The sequence below is a fragment of the Streptomyces sp. NBC_01288 genome, from assembly GCF_035982055.1.
Taxonomy (GTDB): domain Bacteria; phylum Actinomycetota; class Actinomycetes; order Streptomycetales; family Streptomycetaceae; genus Streptomyces.
On sequence record NZ_CP108427.1, the window covers coordinates 5,989,398 to 6,004,000 of the forward strand.

The following is a 14,603-nucleotide window of genomic DNA, read 5'->3' on the forward strand; positions in this document are numbered from 1 at the left end:
AGGGATGACTCCGACCGGGCCGGTACCCATGCCTGTAAGAGCACCCACCTGCAGCTATTTACATGTCAGAGTCGAGCTGGTTGCCGAGGATGCGCTCCCACAGCAGCCCGTCCCGCCAGTGTCCGTCGAGGAAGATCGAGGAGTGCGCGACGCCGTACGGGCTGAACCCGTTGCGGCGAAGTACCCGCTGCGACGGCAGATTCTCCAGATTGGTGGACGCCTCGGCGCGGTGCAGCCCGAGTTCGTCCGTCATCACCCGGAGTGCGAGCTCGACGGCGCGCCCCGCGTGCCCCTGGTTCTGTGCGACACTGCCGATCCAGTATCCGACGGAGGCACGGCGTAGGTGGACCTGGGGCAGGATGCCTCCGACGGTGACCTGCCCGATCACCTGGTCGTCGGCGAGCACCACGCCCGGTCAAACCGTGCCCGCTCGGTATCCGGCCAGCAGCTTGCCGATCCGTTCCGCCTGGCCCTCCGGCGTGAAGAACTCGGCCGGTGGAGTCGGTTCCCACCGCCGAAAAGCCTCGACGTCCCGCACCCGATGCGCGGCGATCGGGGAGGCGTCGGTGGGCTCGATCAGACGGATCCTGGTGCTGCTGTGCATGTGCTGGTCCTCGTCGCGGTATGTCAGATGAGGCGGTGGCCAGCCTATGCAACGGTCCTTGTGCCGCCGCGCCCTACGCCCGCCGGAGGATCGAGTCGATCGCGGAGCTGGTGTTCTCGCCGAACAAGTCCTTCTCCGGCACCGTGCTCCTGCTGTACCGCGATCGACCGGTGCTGGCGCGGTCGTACGGAATGGCCGACAGGCAAGGGGCGGTCCCCAACCGGGCCGACACCGTCTCCTGCCTCGGTTCGATCACCAAGGTCTTCACCGCTGTCGCCGTTGCCCAACTCGTCCAGCGGGGCGGGATCGCGTACACCGCGACGCTCGGCACGTACCTCGACGGCTTCCCGGCGGACATCGCGGGCAGCGTGACGGTCCACCACCTGCTCACCCACACCTCCGGCATGGGCGACTACATGCAGCGCCCGGGGTTCTTCGGCGAGGCGTTCACCTGGACCAGCTCCGAGCAAGTCATGGACGGGACAATGGAGTTCATCCGGAGAGCCCCGCTGGACTTCGTCCCGGGCACCAAGGGGCAGTACAGCAACTCGGGTTACCACGTCCTGGGCGCCATCGTCGCGAAGGTTTCCGGCCGGTCCTACTACGACTACGTCCGCGACCACGTCTTCCGCCCGGCCGGCATGACCGCCTCCGACTTCTACACCAAGCCGCAGTGGCGGGACGACCCACGCATCGCGCACCCGTACACCGCGCAGAACCAGCCCGCCGGGCAGCGCGTCGACGCCATCGACGGCTCTTTCTTCTACGTCGGCTCGCCCGCGGGGAACGCCTTCTCCAGCGCACCGGACCTGGTCCGCTTCAAGCGGGCCCTGTTGGGCCACGAGCTGCTCGACCCCGTCCACACCGAACTCACCCTCAGTCCCAAGGTGCCCAGGGCGCCGCTGCCTGCCGGGCTTGGCGTGCCCGCGCAGTTCCCCTTCGACTCGTACGCAACCACCACCGCGCTCATCAACGGCAATTGGGCCGTCGGCCACAGTGGCGCGGCGCCCGGCGTCGACACCGGCATCGACTGGTTCCCGGACCTGGACTGGACGGCGGTCACCCTCTCCAACTACGACCCGCCCGCCCCCGGTGCGGCCCCTGGCCTCGCGGCCACCGCCCGCGCCCTCATCACCGGTCAGTAGCCCTGCCGACGACGGGGCGGCCGAACGTCGCCGGGGTCGGTCCCGGTTTCGGACGGGCAGGTTCACGGGCGAAGCGGACTTCGATCGTGAGCCCGCCTTCCGCTCGGGGCTCCGCCGTGACCGTGGCCGCGTGGGCGTCGGCGATCGACCGGACGATGGACAGGCCGAGGCCGTGCCCGTCCGTGCCGGTGCGGTCCGGGGCGAGCCTGCGGAACGGCTCGAAGAGGGCGTCGACGCGGTCGGGATCGACGAGTGGGCCGGTGTTGGTCACGGTCAGCCGGTCCGCCCCGGCGTGGAGAGCGACGTAGCCCTGGGGGTGGTTGTACTGGATGGCGTTGCGCAGCAGGTTGGAGACCAGTTGTCTGAGCAGCGCCGGGTCACCGCTGACGGTCAGCGGCTCGATGTGGGTGGAGACGTCGACGGCGTTGTCGTCGGCGAGTGAGCGCAGTTCGGCCACGGTCTGGGTGAGCAGTACGGAGACGTCGGTGTCCTGGACCTGGTCGAGGCCGCGGTCGCTGCGCGCGAGAACCAGTAGCGCGGCGACGAGTTGCTCCGCTGAGCGGTTGGCGGTGAGGAGTTCCTCGCGGACCTCGGCGAGGCCGTACGGAAGCGGATCCGCGAGGCCCACCTCGATGCTGGTGCGCTGGACGGTCAGCGGGGTGAGCAGTTCGTGGGAGGCGTTCGCGACGAAACGGCGCTGGCCGGTGAAGGACTTCTCCAGCCGGTCGAGCATGGCGTCGTAGGTGTCGGCGAGTTCCCGCAACTCGTCGGCGGGTCCCGAGAGCCGCAGCCGCTCGTGGAGGTTCTCCCCGCTCATCCTGCGGGCGGCCCCGGTCACCTCGCGCACGGGACGCAGGGCACGGCCCGCCAGCCACCAGGCCGTGGTCCCGGACAGCACCGCCATGAGGACCAGCCCGACGGCGGGCCACAGGACCATCTGCCGCAGCGCCGCGTCCTGGAGTTTCTTGGTGACCTCCACGGTCATGCGGTCCATCGCCGGGTCCGCTCCGGCGCCCGCTCCGGACGATGAGGTGCGGCCCGTCGCCGACCGCGAGGTGTCGTCCATCGGTGGTGGGGCGGTTTCCGTCGACTGCGAGGTGCTGTCCGCCGGTGGTGAGGCGGTTTCCGCTGGCTGCGAGGCAGTCGCCGTCGGACCGACCAGCCGCACCTTGAGCACCGACGCCTCCGCCATGGTTCCGTGCCGGGCGAGCAGTGCGACAAGGACCAGCACGGCGGCGCCCACCAGGAAGCAGACCGAGGCGAAGGCGGCGGCCAGCTTGGCGCGGAAGGTCAGCCGGCCGCGCCGGACGGCGGGCGACCGCGGGCGGGTCAGCACAGGCGGTAACCCGTTCCCTCGTCGAGGGAGATCACGTCACGCCCGCCGAGTTTGGTGCGCAGCCGGCTGACGGTGGCGCGCACCGCCCTGGTGCGCGGGTCCAGGTTCTCGTCCCAGACCCGGTCCAGGAGCTCGCGGTGGGTGACCGGATCGCCCCGGGTCTCCAGCAGGAACTCCAGCACCGCGAACTCCTTGGCGGTCAGTTCTACAGCGCGGCCGTCGACGTGCACCGAGTGGCAGCTCCGGTCCATCTCGATCCCCCTGTGCCGCAGCGGCGCCACCGGGATCGAGGTCACCCGCCGGCTCAACGCCCTTACCCGGGCCACGAGTTCGGAGAAGGCGAAGGGCTTCGCGAGGTAGTCGTCGGCACCGAGGTGATCAAGGCCGTAGACCTTGTCCTCCGGTGAGCCGGCCGCCGTCAGCATCAGGATGCGCGGTGGATCCCGGAGCTCGCCCAGCCGGCGGCAGACCTCGTCGCCGGTCAGTACCGGCAGATCGCGGTCGAGGACGACCACGTCGTAGTCGTTGAGCAGGCACTGCCGCTCGGCCATGTCCCCCGACGAGGCGATGTCGACGGCCATGGCCTCACGGCGCAGGCCGGTGGCGATCGTACGGGCCAGGACCTGGTGGTCCTCGGCGATCAGAACTCTCATGGCACGTGGGTTCCTTGCTCTCTCGCGGGCGCGCGCGACGATGACCGACGTAGAAGAAAGCAGGCAGGTCAGGCAGGTCAGTCAGGTGCCGGGCCATCCAACCAGGAGCCTGATTGCAGCGGGATAAGGGTCCGTTCGAAGCCGGTCCCGCTCCGCGTGGTCCTTATCTCCCTGCGAACACCGCCCTGTTGTCCTACGGAGGCATCCCTTCCCCTGATCCCTGTGAGGTTCCCGATGTCCACCCTGGCCACTGTTCCGTGGGCCCGCGCTGTCCTCGCGGCCGGCGCCGCGTCGCTGGTCCTGGTCCTGTCGGCGTGCGGCGCGCACGACTCCGGCGACGATGTCGCCAGTGCCAAGGGCAGCAGGACGCCCACGTCCAGCGCCTCCGCGAAGAGCAAGGACGTGCAGAAGGCCCGGTTGCAGTTCGCGGCCTGCATGCGCCACAACGGCGTCGACATGCCGGACCCCGGCGCCGACGGGACGAAGCTGACCATGCCCAGCGATCCCGCGAAGTTCAGCAGCGCCGTCGCGAAGTGCAAGCAGTACATGCCCAGCGCCGATGGGACGGGTTCCGTCGACAGCGCTTCGGCGAACGCCCAGGCGCTGAAGCTGGCACGGTGCCTGCGCGGCAAGGGAGTTGATGTGCCGGACCCCTCCGCCGACAAGCCGTTGAACATCCCCGACGCCGAGTCGCAGAAGACTCAGGACGCCATGAAGGCGTGCGGGGGCGGGGTTTCCGGGAAGGCCGGCCAGTGACCGCCCTCGACAGGACCGCGGCGCCGCCGCAGGACGAGGCTACCCGGCGCCCAAGACGCCGCACCGGCTGGGCCGTAGCAGCGCTGGCGGTCGCGGTGATCGGCGGCGGAGCGCTCTACGCGTTGGTCGCCCCCGGCCGGACCACCCCCGCCACCACCGACGGGCCGAAGGAGGACACCGCCACAGTGACCCGGCAGACCCTGGTCAACTCCCAACAGGTCGACGGGACCCTCGGCTACGCCGGTTCCACCACCGTCAACGCCCAGTTGCCGGGCATCGTCACCGGCCTGCCGGGCCTCGGCCGCACCATCACCCGAGGCCACCCGCTGTACAGCGTCGACGAAACCCCGGTCGTCCTGATGTACGGCTCCGCCCCCGCCTACCGCGAGCTGAAACCCGGCGAAGAGGGCCAGGACGTACGGCAGTTGGAGACCAACCTCCGAGCGCTGGGCTACGACGGCTTCACCGCCGACGACACCTATACCGCCGCCACCGCGAGTGCCGTAGAACGCTGGCAGAAGGACCTCGGGCTGCCGACGGGCGAGCGGACCGGGAAAGTCCCACTGGGCCGGATCGTCTTCGCGTCCGGAGCACTGCGGATCAGCGCCCACAGGACCCAGGCCGGCTCCGATGCCGCACCCGGAACGCCGGTACTGGCCGCCACCTCGGACAAGAGACAGGTGCACGTCGACCTCGACGTCGCGAACCAGTCGCTCGCGCGGAAGAACGAGAAGGTGACCGTCTCCCTCCCGGGCGGCAGGACCGTCCAGGGCACGATCACCTCGGTCGGTACGGTCGTCACGGTGACCCCGGGCACCGACGGCGGCTCGGACAAGTCCACCATCGGTGTCGACATCGCGGTCAACAGCCGTGACGCCGGGGCCTACACCCAGGCGCCGGTCACCGTCGGACTGCGGACCGCCGAGAAGAAGAACGTGCTCACGGTGCCGGTCACCGCACTGCTGGCACTGAGCGAGGGCGGCTACGGCGTCGAGGTCGTCGGCACCGGCACCGGCACCGGAACTGGTTCTGGTTCTGGTTCCGGCTCCGGTGGACGGTCCACGATCATCCCCGTCACCCTCGGCATGTTCGCCGACGGCCGGGTGGAGGTCAGCGGGCGGGGCCTGGCGGCCGGCACCGAGATCGGGGTCGCCCAATGACCGGCCCCCTGGTGGAACTTCGCGAGGTCTCCCACGTCTACCCCGGCGGAACCAGAGTGCTGCACGAGGTGTCCCTGCGTGTCCGGCACGGGGAACTCCTCGCGATCGTCGGCCCGTCCGGTTCCGGGAAGTCCACCCTGCTCAACCTCATCGGCACCCTGGACACGGCCACCTCGGGCACCGTGACCATCGACGGCCACGACATCGCCACCCTCAAGGAGCGCCAGGTCTCCGCGCTGCGGGCCCGCGCCATCGGTTTCGTCTTCCAGCAGTTCTTCCTCGCTCCCTCGGTCAGCGCCCTGGACAACGTCGCCGACGGCCTCCTGTACGCGGGCGTGCCCCGCGGGCAGCGCCGCGCACGCGCCGAGCGGACCCTGCGCAGGGTTGGCCTCGGCCACCGCCTGGACCACCGCCCGCACGAACTGTCCGGGGGTGAGAAGCAGCGTGTCGCCATCGCCCGCGCGGTCGTCGGCGACCCTTCGCTGCTGCTCGCCGACGAGCCGACCGGCGCCCTGGACACCACCTCCGGGGCATCGGTGCTGGAACTGCTGCGGGAGCTCAACACGTTCGGCACCACCGTCGTCCTGATCACCCACGACCAGGAGTTGGCCGCCTCGCTCCCGCGCCGGGTCCGCGTCCTGGACGGCCGGGTCGACGACGAGGTGAGGGCATGAACTCCGGGCAGCTCGTCCCGCGCCGCCTCGGTCCCGCCGACACCGTGCGCGTCGGCAGCGCGGGCCTGCGGGTCCGTCCGGCCCGGGTGGTGCTCTCCGCCCTCGGCATCGCGATCGGGATCGCCGCGATGGTCGCGGTGATCGCCATCTCCTCCTCCAGCCAGGCCGCCTTCAACGCCCGGCTCGCCTCCGTGGGCACCAATCTGCTCACGGTGACCCCCGGAAAGGACTTCGTCGGGAAACCGGCTCCGCTGCCCGAGAGCTCCGTCGGCATGGTCAGGCGCATCGCTCCCGTCGACTCCGCGTCGGCCACCGGCAGCGTCGACGACGCGCATGTCTACCGCACCGACCACATCCCCCAGGAGGCCAGCGGCGGCATCGGCGTCCTCGCCACCGGACTCGACCTCCCCACGACCGTCGGCCTGCATCTCGCGGCCGGCACCTGGCTCAACGCCGCGCAGGCCCGCTACCCGACCGTCGTGCTGGGCGCCACCACGGCCGAGCTTCTCGGCATCACCCACCCCGGCAACCGGATCTGGCTCGGCGGCCAGTGGTTCACCGTCACCGGCATCCTGCACAAGGCGCCGCTCGCCCCGGAGCTGGACACCTCGGCCCTGGTCGGCTGGGACGCCGCGAAGCGCCTGCTCGGCTTCGACGGCAGGCCCACCCAGATCTACCTCCGCAGCGCGGACAGCGAGGTCGGCCAGGTCCGCGACGTCCTCGCGGCCACCGTCAACCCCGAGAACCCCAGCGAGGTCACCGTCTCCCGCCCCTCCGACGCACTCACCGCCAAACAGGCCGCCAACAACGCCTTCACCGGCCTGCTGGTCGGCATCGGCGGCATCGCCCTGCTGGTGGGCGGCGTCGGCGTGGCCAACACCATGGTCATCGCCGTCCTGGAACGACGCGGCGAGATCGGCCTGCGCCGTTCCCTGGGCGCCACCCGCGCCCAGATCCGCACCCAGTTCCTGACCGAGTCCGTACTGCTGTCCACCCTCGGCGGAGCGAGCGGCGCCGCACTGGGCGCCGCGGCCTCGGCGGGCTACGCCGCCTACCAGGGCTGGCAGGTCGTCATACCCCCGTGGGCGCTGGTCGTCGGGGTCGGTGCCACGATCGCCATCGGCGCCCTCGCCGGCCTCTGGCCCGCGGTCCGCGCCGCCCGCCTCGCTCCCCGGGAAGCACTCTCCAGCCCGTGACGGGATCCCGGCAGGATGGCTGCCCCACGGTCACCGGTGACCAGTCACCGGTCACAGCGTCTTCGCGAAGCACCGGCTGTCGTCATGGAAGCGGTAGTACCCGAACTTCACGCAGGGCTCGTAGCCGCTGGACGTGTAGAGGGCGATGGCCTCCGGCTGCTTGGTGCCGGTTTCCAGGACCATGCGGGTGCGGCCGGCCGTACGGGCGTCGTCCTCCAGGGCGGCCAGCATGCGGCGGGCGAGGCCCAGGCCGCGGGCCTGCTCGATCACGTACATGCGCTTGAGTTCGGCGTCGCCGTCCTCGTTGCCCTCGCCGTTGGCGTCCTGGGAGCGCCAGCCGCCGGTGGCCACGGGGTCGTCGTGCTCGTCGTACGCGATCAGGTAGACGCCGTTCGGCGGGGTGAAGTCCGACGGGTCCAGGACCGTGGCGTCGCCGCCGTCGCCGTAGCGGTCGTGGTACTCCGCCTGGACCTGGTCGTTCAGTTTGACGGCGTCGGGGTGGTCGAACGGGACGGTGCGTATATTCATGCCGAGTATCGTACTTCTATGCGTAGGGAGGGTCTGCGAAGGTCTGCGCAGGGGAATCTGGACTCCGTCCAGTGTGCCGGTATTGTGCCCGAGTGCTCACTGTGACCTCTGTCAATGTCAACGGACTGCGGGCTGCCGCGAAGAAGGGCTTCGTGGAATGGCTCGCGGAGACCTCCGCCGATGTGCTCTGCCTCCAGGAGGTGCGAGCCGAGCCGGAGCAGCTGCCGGAGCACGTCCGCGCCCCCGAGGGCTGGCACGTCGTGCACGCCCCGGCCGCCGCCAAGGGCCGCGCGGGCGTCTCCCTCTACACCCGCCGCGAGCCGGACCGCGTCCAAGTCGGCTTCGGGTCGGCCGAGTTCGACGGCAGCGGCCGCTACGTCGAGGCCGACCTCCCCGGCGTCACGGTCGCCAGCCTCTACCTGCCCTCCGGCGAGGTCGGCACCGAGCGGCAGGACGAGAAGGTCCGCTTCATGGGCGAGTTCCTCGTCCATCTGAAGGGGCTGCGCGCACGGGCCGCCGCCGACGGGCGCGAGGTCGTCGTCTGCGGCGACTGGAACATCGCCCACCACCCCGCCGACCTCAAGAACTGGCGCGCCAACCAGAAGAACTCCGGTTTCCTGCCCGAGGAGCGGGAGTGGCTGAGCAGCGTCTTCGACGCGGAGGACGGTGCGTATGTCGACGTCGTACGCGCCCTGCACCCGGACGTGGAGGGGCCGTACTCCTGGTGGTCCTACCGGGGGCGGGCGTTCGACAACGACAGCGGATGGCGGATCGACTACCACGTCTCGACGGCCGGCCTCGCCGCCAAGGCGGTCAAGGGGTACGTCGAGCGCGCGGCCACGCATGACGAGCGGTGGTCGGACCACGCGCCGGTGACTGTCGTGTACGGCTCGTAGCTTCGGCGGTCATACCTGCTGCGAGTCCAGTCCCCCGGGTTCCCGAACTCTTGTCGCAGATCGTTTCCGGTCAATCCCGCGAGTGTGTCAAATGGCGTGGACCCGCTGTCTCCGAATGCCGTGTACTAGGTAGCGCCATTGGTCGGCAGCACGTACGCGGGGAGCACGGGGGAGGTCCGGACATGGCGGGAGACGCCACGCACCACTGGATCGTGGTGTTGGACATTGAGAACTTCAGTTCACGCAGGGATCCCGTGCAACGGCGTGTTCGGGCCGCGATGTACCGCGTTCTCGGTGGCGCGATGGAGCGCGCCGAGCTCGCAGCGGCGGACACCGTGGCCGAGGACCGCGGGGACGGCGTACTCATGCTGGTCAGCTCGTCCGTGTCGCCGGTGCTGATCGCTGGGCCCTTCGTGCGCGAACTCGACGAGGAACTCCGTGAGTACGCCCAAGAGGCGAACGAGGATCACGCTGTGCGGTTGCGTATGGCGCTGCACCAGGGCCTGGCCGCACGCGACGAGAAAGGCTGGTCGGGAGACGCGGTCAACACTGCCAGCCGTATCGTCGACGCGCAGCCGTTGAGAGATGTGCTTGCGGCTGCGCCGTCGGCGCGGATGGTCTTCGCCGTGTCGGACGAGATCCACCACAGTGTGATCAGACACAGCCATCGCGGCATCGATCCCGCGGCCTATCTGCCCTGCGACTTCACGACCAAGCATGGCGAGAAGATCGGCACCTGGATCACTGTCCCCGGCTACGCGGCCCCTCCGGGACTGCCCGCGACCCCGCCTACCGTCGCCGATGCTCCCTATGACGAGCAGTCGCCTGCTGCCCCGGGGCAGCCCTCCGTCACGCAGCACGCCCAGACCGTGCAGGGCGACCAGGTGGCAGGGGACAAGCATGTGACGGTCCATAACACCGGGAGCGTCCGGCTGTGACGGCAGTCGCGGCCGGCGGCCCCCCGGCCGCCGGTGATCCAGGGGGGAGCCAACCGGCGGCCGGGGCGGGGGGATCCGCGGCGGGCGGAGGCGGTGGCGCGCCGAAACCGTCCGCCCCGGGTCCGGGACAGGAGTCGGCCAAGGACAATCCGGACGGTACGCCCCAAGGACAGTCGGCGTCGGGACCCGAGGACGGGGCGGACCGGCAGCAGCCTCCGCAGTCCGGGCCGGGCGCGGAGTCGTACGAGGCGACCGGCCAACTCGGGCAGGGATCGCAGCGCCGAGGGCTGCTGCAGAACGCCGTCGCCAACGTCGAGGGCGACATGGTCGGCGGCGACAAGTACGTGGTGTTGTTGGGCGGCCGTAAACGCAAGTTGCGTGCGCTGTCCCCGCTCATCGCCGAACGGGTCCGGTTCGCGTACTGCCCTCCCGCCGATCTGCCCGATGCCCGTGAAGCGCTCAAGCGGCAGCGGCTGCTGATCCTGCGCTCGGCGGCCGGTTACGGCAAGTCCGCCATGGCGGTTCGGCTGTTGCTCGGAGCGTGCAGGGGCACGCTTTACCATCTGGACAGCGGAGTCGACTTCGCCTCGCTGGCCGAGCAGTTGGAGAACGACGGCGGGGTCATCGAGCGCGGCGCCGGATTCCTGCTGGAGCGGCCCGACGACATTGGCAATCTCGGCCGCGAGACCTACGAGAAGGTGCAGGGCGCGCTGTCCCAGGCAGACGCATGGATGGTCGTCACCGTCGCTGCCGGCGAGCTGGCCGACGGAGAACTGCTCGCCGGCGTAAGAGACCTGACGGACGCCCCGCAACCTCTCGAGGTCGTGCGCGCGCACCTGCGGTGGCGGCTGGGGGAGCGCGATGCCGACCGGCTCCTGGCGCGTGACGACGTGCGCGAGGTGATCGCCGATCTGGTGGGCGGTGTCCCCGCCTGCAGGCAGGCCGGGGACCTGGCCGCCGCGTTCAGCGAACAGTATGACCTGCAGGGCAGCGTCGACCTGGACCGGCTGCGCGAACACCGGGCTCGGCTGGAGGCGGAGGATTTCGAGATCTGGGCCGAGGGCCTGCCGGATGTCGGCTCACGGAGCTTCGCGCTCGCCCTGGCCGTACTCAACGGGTTGCCACAAGAGGACGTTGCCCAGGCCGCCCGGTCACTCCGCGACCGCTTGGACGACGACAGCCCCTACCTCCGAGCACCCGGAGCCGACGGACGGGTCTTCCAGGCCAAGGACCTGTTCGAGACGCCCCGTCGGAGGCAACTCCTGCGGCTGCGCGCCCAGGAGCGGGACAAGCCGGGAGGCGAGCCGGGAAAGGTCCTTGAGTACAAGGACCCCGGGTATGCGCGCCGGGTCATCCTGCACGCCTGGACCCAGTACGAGATACAGGGCGAACTCCTCGACTGGCTCGGAGAGTTGGTGGTTCACCCGGCGGAACAGGTGCGCGTCTACGCAGCGGCCTCCGGGCTCGGAGTCCTGGCCGCCGAGTCCTACCGGCACGTCGAACAGCGCGTCCTGGGTCCGTGGGCGCGCAGCGACAGCGCGCTGCGCCGCACCGCTGTCGCCTACGCGCTCTCCGTGGCCTGCCAGAGTCCCTGGGTGCAGGAGCAGGCGAGCGCCCTCGTGAACGGCTGGTACTCGGACGAACGTCCCCAAGTGAGGGCGGCCGCGGCCCGGGTGCACGGGCTGGCGGCGGTGCCGGGTCGCCCCGTCGACGAACTCGCCCGGCTGTTCACGGTCGACAGTGTGATGGTCGCCGTGGCCGTCGGCTGCGCGCTGGCCGACCTGGTCGCCGACGACCTCGACATGGCCGGGTCCGTTCTGTCCACACTGCGCGCCAGGATCGGCGATCACCGTTCCGGCCGGACGGCGGTACTCGCCTTTCTGATCGTTGCGGCACAGGTGGTCGTCGAGACCAAGGACATCGAGCCCGGTGCCGCGGTACCGGAATGGCCCACGCTGCTGTACCTCGCGCACCGCCGGGCCGAACTCCGTGACTCCTTCGTCTGGTTGTGGCGTGGAGCACTGAACGAGTCGTTCTTCCACGACGAAGCGGAACAGGTCATCGGAGGCTGGGCGAGGCTGGCCGAACGGGATTCGGAACTCCGCGAGATGTTGCGGCTCCTGGTCGGCGCCATCGCGCACGGGGATCAGCGCTCGGGCCGGATCCTGCGCAGCTGTGCCGATGACTGGGTCCATCCGGAGCGGATCGTCGGTCTGCCGCTGACGGCCGCCATGGTGCACGCGCAGTTGGACCTGGAAGGAGTGTGAGATGTCTGTCTCGCTGATTCTCAACGACCGTGCGATCGCCCGCAGCCGGGTGGGCGAACTGCCCAACCTGCCGCCTGCGGTGGCGATCGTCTACCCGGTGGAGGGCGGGCCCTTCGAGGTCGAGACCGTCCGCACAGCCGGGCAACGCTGGTTCGGCAAGAACCGGGCCTGCTACGTCGTGGACCTCGGTGACCACCGACGCCAGGCGTCGGTCACGAAGACTCCGCTGACCTGCAAAGACGGAGGGCATCGATTTCAGGCCACGATCGACATCGGCTTCCGAGTACATGACCCGGCCCTGGTGGTGGCCAGGAACGTACGGGACGCGCTGACGGTCGTCTACGGATACCTCACGGACCGGATCCGGCTGCAGGCCGCGCAGTTCGCCATCACCGAGGCCATGGCGGCCCAACTGGCCGTCAACCACGAGCTGGACCGGGAGATCAGGCTCCCCGAAGGCATCACCATCTACCTCTGCAGGGTTCAGATGGAGCCCGACGAAGCCGCCGCCCGCTACATCCAGGAACTGGAGGAGGCACGGCGGCGCGCCAAACTCGGGGGGCACGTCCACGAGGCGAAGCGAGCGGAGACCTACTCCGACGAGGACCTCGAGGACATCAGGGCGGCCGCCCGCAGGCGCAGGCAGGCAGACGAACGCGCGGTCCTGGAACGCACGCCGCTCGACTTCGGCAACCTCATCCGTGAGCACCTGGTCCGGCACCCTGAGGAGACCGTGCACGCCCTCGAACTGCTGGCGCGGGTCCGGGAGTCCGAGGCCACTCAGCACGAGGTCCGGGACCAGCGGCACGCCGAGATGGTCAAGTACCTCATCGAGCGGGGTGTCGTACGAGAGGTGGACCTGCCCGGGCTGCGGCAGGGCGTGCTCGGCCAGAGCACGCCGGGCAGCGGAGTCGCCGGTGTGCTTGAGCGGCCCGACGCCGGGCAGCCCGCGTCCTTCGCGTCCGGCGTGGCACCCCGCAGTCCCGACTTCTCGGGGTCCGCGCCCGCAGCGGCGCAGGGCGCCGAGTCCGTGCAGTGGGGCGGCAGCCCCGCGGCCTTCGGTACCGCGCCGCCGAGCGGACTGGTCCCGGTGTACGTCGTCCTGGACACCTCGACGGCCGCGACCGCCTGTGTCACCGACTTGGGCAACGCGCTGCGTTCGGTCCAGACGCTCCTGGCGAACAGCCCCGACGTGGCCGGGGCCATCCGGCTTTCGGTGATCACGTATGCCGACGGCGCCGATGTGGTGCTGCCGCTCACCGAGGTCTCCTGGCGCACAGGCGTTCCGGGATTGAGCACCACGCCCGGCTGCCGCTACCGGCCCGTGCTGCGGCGGCTGCTGGACCTCGTGCCGCTGGAGACGGAGCGGCTGAAGGAACAGGTGCCGCGTGTGTTGCGGCCCGTCGTCTTCTTCCTCGCCGTGGGCCAGGCCGAGGACGACAGCGAATGGCCCGCGGCGCACGCCGAGCTGATGGGGCACAAGTACTTCCCGCACATCGTGGCGTGCGGCATCGGCGCGGGCCAGGACCGCGTGGTGCAGCGGATGGCGTCCCGGCCGGAATTGGGTGTGGTCGCGGTGGAAGGCGCGGACCCGGCCCAGTCGGCGGTGCAGTTCTCCGTCCTGCTGCAGCAGACGCTGCTGCATCTCGGCCGGAGTGCGATCGCCGGGCAGATGGAGTTGCGACTTCAGTGCCCGCAGGGCCTCAGGCCCGTCGCGGAAGAGCAATAGCGCAATAGACCAGTTGAGCAACAAAGGGGAGAACTGGGATGGCCGAGACGCTTGGGCAGTTGCTGCCGGTGTACATCGTCGCCGACGAGTCCGGCTCGATGGCGGGCTCCGTGGGCGACCTCAACGAGGGGATGAAGTCGCTGCACGTCGCACTGCTGGGGGAACCGATGGCGGCGGCCAAGGTGCGCTTCTCCGTACTCGGCTTCGCCAACCGCGTGACGGAACGTCTGATCCTGGCCGATCTGAGAAGCGAGAACGAGCTGCCGCAGCTGTCGGCGGGCGGTGGCACGAACTACGACGCGGCCTTCGGGGCGCTGCTGCAGCGCATCCCGCAGGACGTGCAGACGCTGAAGTCTCAGGGATACAAGGTGCTGCGCCCCGCGGTCTTCTTCCTCAGTGACGGACAGCCGACCTGCGGTGAGGAGTGGCGGCAGACGCACGCCCGCCTCACCGACCGCACGGTGACCGGCGCCGCGCCGAACGTGATCGCCTTCGGGATCGGCGAGGCTCGTGCCGAGACCATCCTGGCCGTGTCGACCAACGAGCGGTTCGCGTTCGTCTCGCTCCCCGGCGCCCAACTCGGCGAGGCGATCGCCAAGTTCTTCACCGCGCTCACCAAGAGCGTGGTCGAGTCGGCGAACGCCATGGCCGCGGGGCAGCCGGCCGAGCTGGAGGTGGAGAAGCCGGAAGGCTTCCGGCTCGCGATCGACGAGGTCTGACG

General features: G+C 70.2%; 13 protein-coding genes and 1 pseudogene. 10 read left to right on the plus strand and 4 right to left on the minus strand.

Going from position 1 to position 14,603, the window contains the following annotated elements:
- Positions 1 to 58 precede the first annotated feature (58 nt).
- Positions 59 to 604, minus strand: a pseudogene (locus OG194_RS27055) (GNAT family N-acetyltransferase).
- Positions 605 to 639: 35 nt separating this feature from the next.
- On the opposite strand from OG194_RS27055, the gene OG194_RS27060 reads away from it, so the two are divergent.
- The gene (locus tag OG194_RS27060; RefSeq protein WP_327403390.1) at positions 640 to 1,749 is read left to right on the plus strand and encodes a serine hydrolase domain-containing protein; all 1,110 of its coding nucleotides are present in this window, start codon (positions 640 to 642) and stop codon (positions 1,747 to 1,749) included.
- Here OG194_RS27060 and OG194_RS27065 read toward each other — a convergent pair.
- A complete protein-coding gene (locus tag OG194_RS27065; protein ID WP_327403391.1) occupies positions 1,736 to 3,085 on the minus strand; it encodes a sensor histidine kinase in 1,350 nt (449 codons plus the stop codon). The two genes, OG194_RS27060 and OG194_RS27065, sit on opposite strands and share 14 nt — an antisense overlap.
- Positions 3,079 to 3,738 carry a response regulator transcription factor gene (locus OG194_RS27070; RefSeq protein ID WP_327403392.1) on the minus strand — a complete coding sequence of 220 codons (660 nt, stop codon included), beginning with the start codon at positions 3,736 to 3,738 and terminating at the stop codon, positions 3,079 to 3,081. Before OG194_RS27070 ends, OG194_RS27065 begins: the two co-directional genes overlap by 7 nt.
- Positions 3,739 to 3,972: 234 nt before the next feature.
- Between OG194_RS27070 and OG194_RS27075 the strand changes: the two genes are divergently transcribed.
- Genes OG194_RS27075 through OG194_RS27090 form a run of 4 tightly spaced genes read left to right on the plus strand, consistent with a single transcriptional unit; the run spans position 3,973 to position 7,524 of the window.
- A complete protein-coding gene (locus OG194_RS27075; protein ID WP_327403393.1) occupies positions 3,973 to 4,494 on the plus strand; it encodes a hypothetical protein in 522 nt (173 codons plus the stop codon).
- Positions 4,491 to 5,654, plus strand: a complete 1,164-nt coding sequence (locus OG194_RS27080; RefSeq protein WP_327403394.1) for a peptidoglycan-binding domain-containing protein — start codon at positions 4,491 to 4,493, stop codon at positions 5,652 to 5,654. The genes OG194_RS27075 and OG194_RS27080 overlap by 4 nt, the downstream gene beginning before the upstream one ends.
- Positions 5,651 to 6,328 (plus strand): ABC transporter ATP-binding protein, encoded by a 678-nt coding sequence (locus tag OG194_RS27085; protein WP_327403395.1) that lies wholly within the window; start codon positions 5,651 to 5,653, stop codon positions 6,326 to 6,328. Before OG194_RS27080 ends, OG194_RS27085 begins: the two co-directional genes overlap by 4 nt.
- Positions 6,325 to 7,524 carry an ABC transporter permease gene (locus tag OG194_RS27090; protein ID WP_327403396.1) on the plus strand — a complete coding sequence of 400 codons (1,200 nt, stop codon included), beginning with the start codon at positions 6,325 to 6,327 and terminating at the stop codon, positions 7,522 to 7,524. Before OG194_RS27085 ends, OG194_RS27090 begins: the two co-directional genes overlap by 4 nt.
- 51 nt (positions 7,525 to 7,575) lie before the next feature.
- Here the strand turns inward: OG194_RS27090 and OG194_RS27095 are convergent, their stop codons facing one another.
- Positions 7,576 to 8,052 carry a GNAT family N-acetyltransferase gene (locus OG194_RS27095; protein ID WP_327403397.1) on the minus strand — a complete coding sequence of 159 codons (477 nt, stop codon included), beginning with the start codon at positions 8,050 to 8,052 and terminating at the stop codon, positions 7,576 to 7,578.
- A gap of 92 nt (positions 8,053 to 8,144) precedes the next feature.
- On the opposite strand from OG194_RS27095, the gene OG194_RS27100 reads away from it, so the two are divergent.
- The 5 genes from OG194_RS27100 (at position 8,145) to OG194_RS27120 (ending at position 14,601) form a co-directional block, all read left to right on the plus strand.
- The gene (locus OG194_RS27100; protein WP_327403398.1) at positions 8,145 to 8,948 is read left to right on the plus strand and encodes an exodeoxyribonuclease III; all 804 of its coding nucleotides are present in this window, start codon (positions 8,145 to 8,147) and stop codon (positions 8,946 to 8,948) included.
- 182 nt (positions 8,949 to 9,130) lie between these two features.
- Positions 9,131 to 9,886: a hypothetical protein gene (locus tag OG194_RS27105; protein WP_327403399.1), complete on the plus strand. Its 756-nt coding sequence runs from the start codon at positions 9,131 to 9,133 to the stop codon at positions 9,884 to 9,886.
- Positions 9,883 to 12,153: a hypothetical protein gene (locus OG194_RS27110; RefSeq protein ID WP_327403400.1), complete on the plus strand. Its 2,271-nt coding sequence runs from the start codon at positions 9,883 to 9,885 to the stop codon at positions 12,151 to 12,153. The genes OG194_RS27105 and OG194_RS27110 overlap by 4 nt, the downstream gene beginning before the upstream one ends.
- Before the next feature lies 1 nt (position 12,154).
- Positions 12,155 to 13,882, plus strand: a complete 1,728-nt coding sequence (locus OG194_RS27115; RefSeq protein WP_327403401.1) for a vWA domain-containing protein — start codon at positions 12,155 to 12,157, stop codon at positions 13,880 to 13,882.
- 38 nt (positions 13,883 to 13,920) lie between these two features.
- Positions 13,921 to 14,601 (plus strand): vWA domain-containing protein, encoded by a 681-nt coding sequence (locus tag OG194_RS27120; protein WP_327403402.1) that lies wholly within the window; start codon positions 13,921 to 13,923, stop codon positions 14,599 to 14,601.
- Positions 14,602 to 14,603 lie beyond the last annotated feature (2 nt).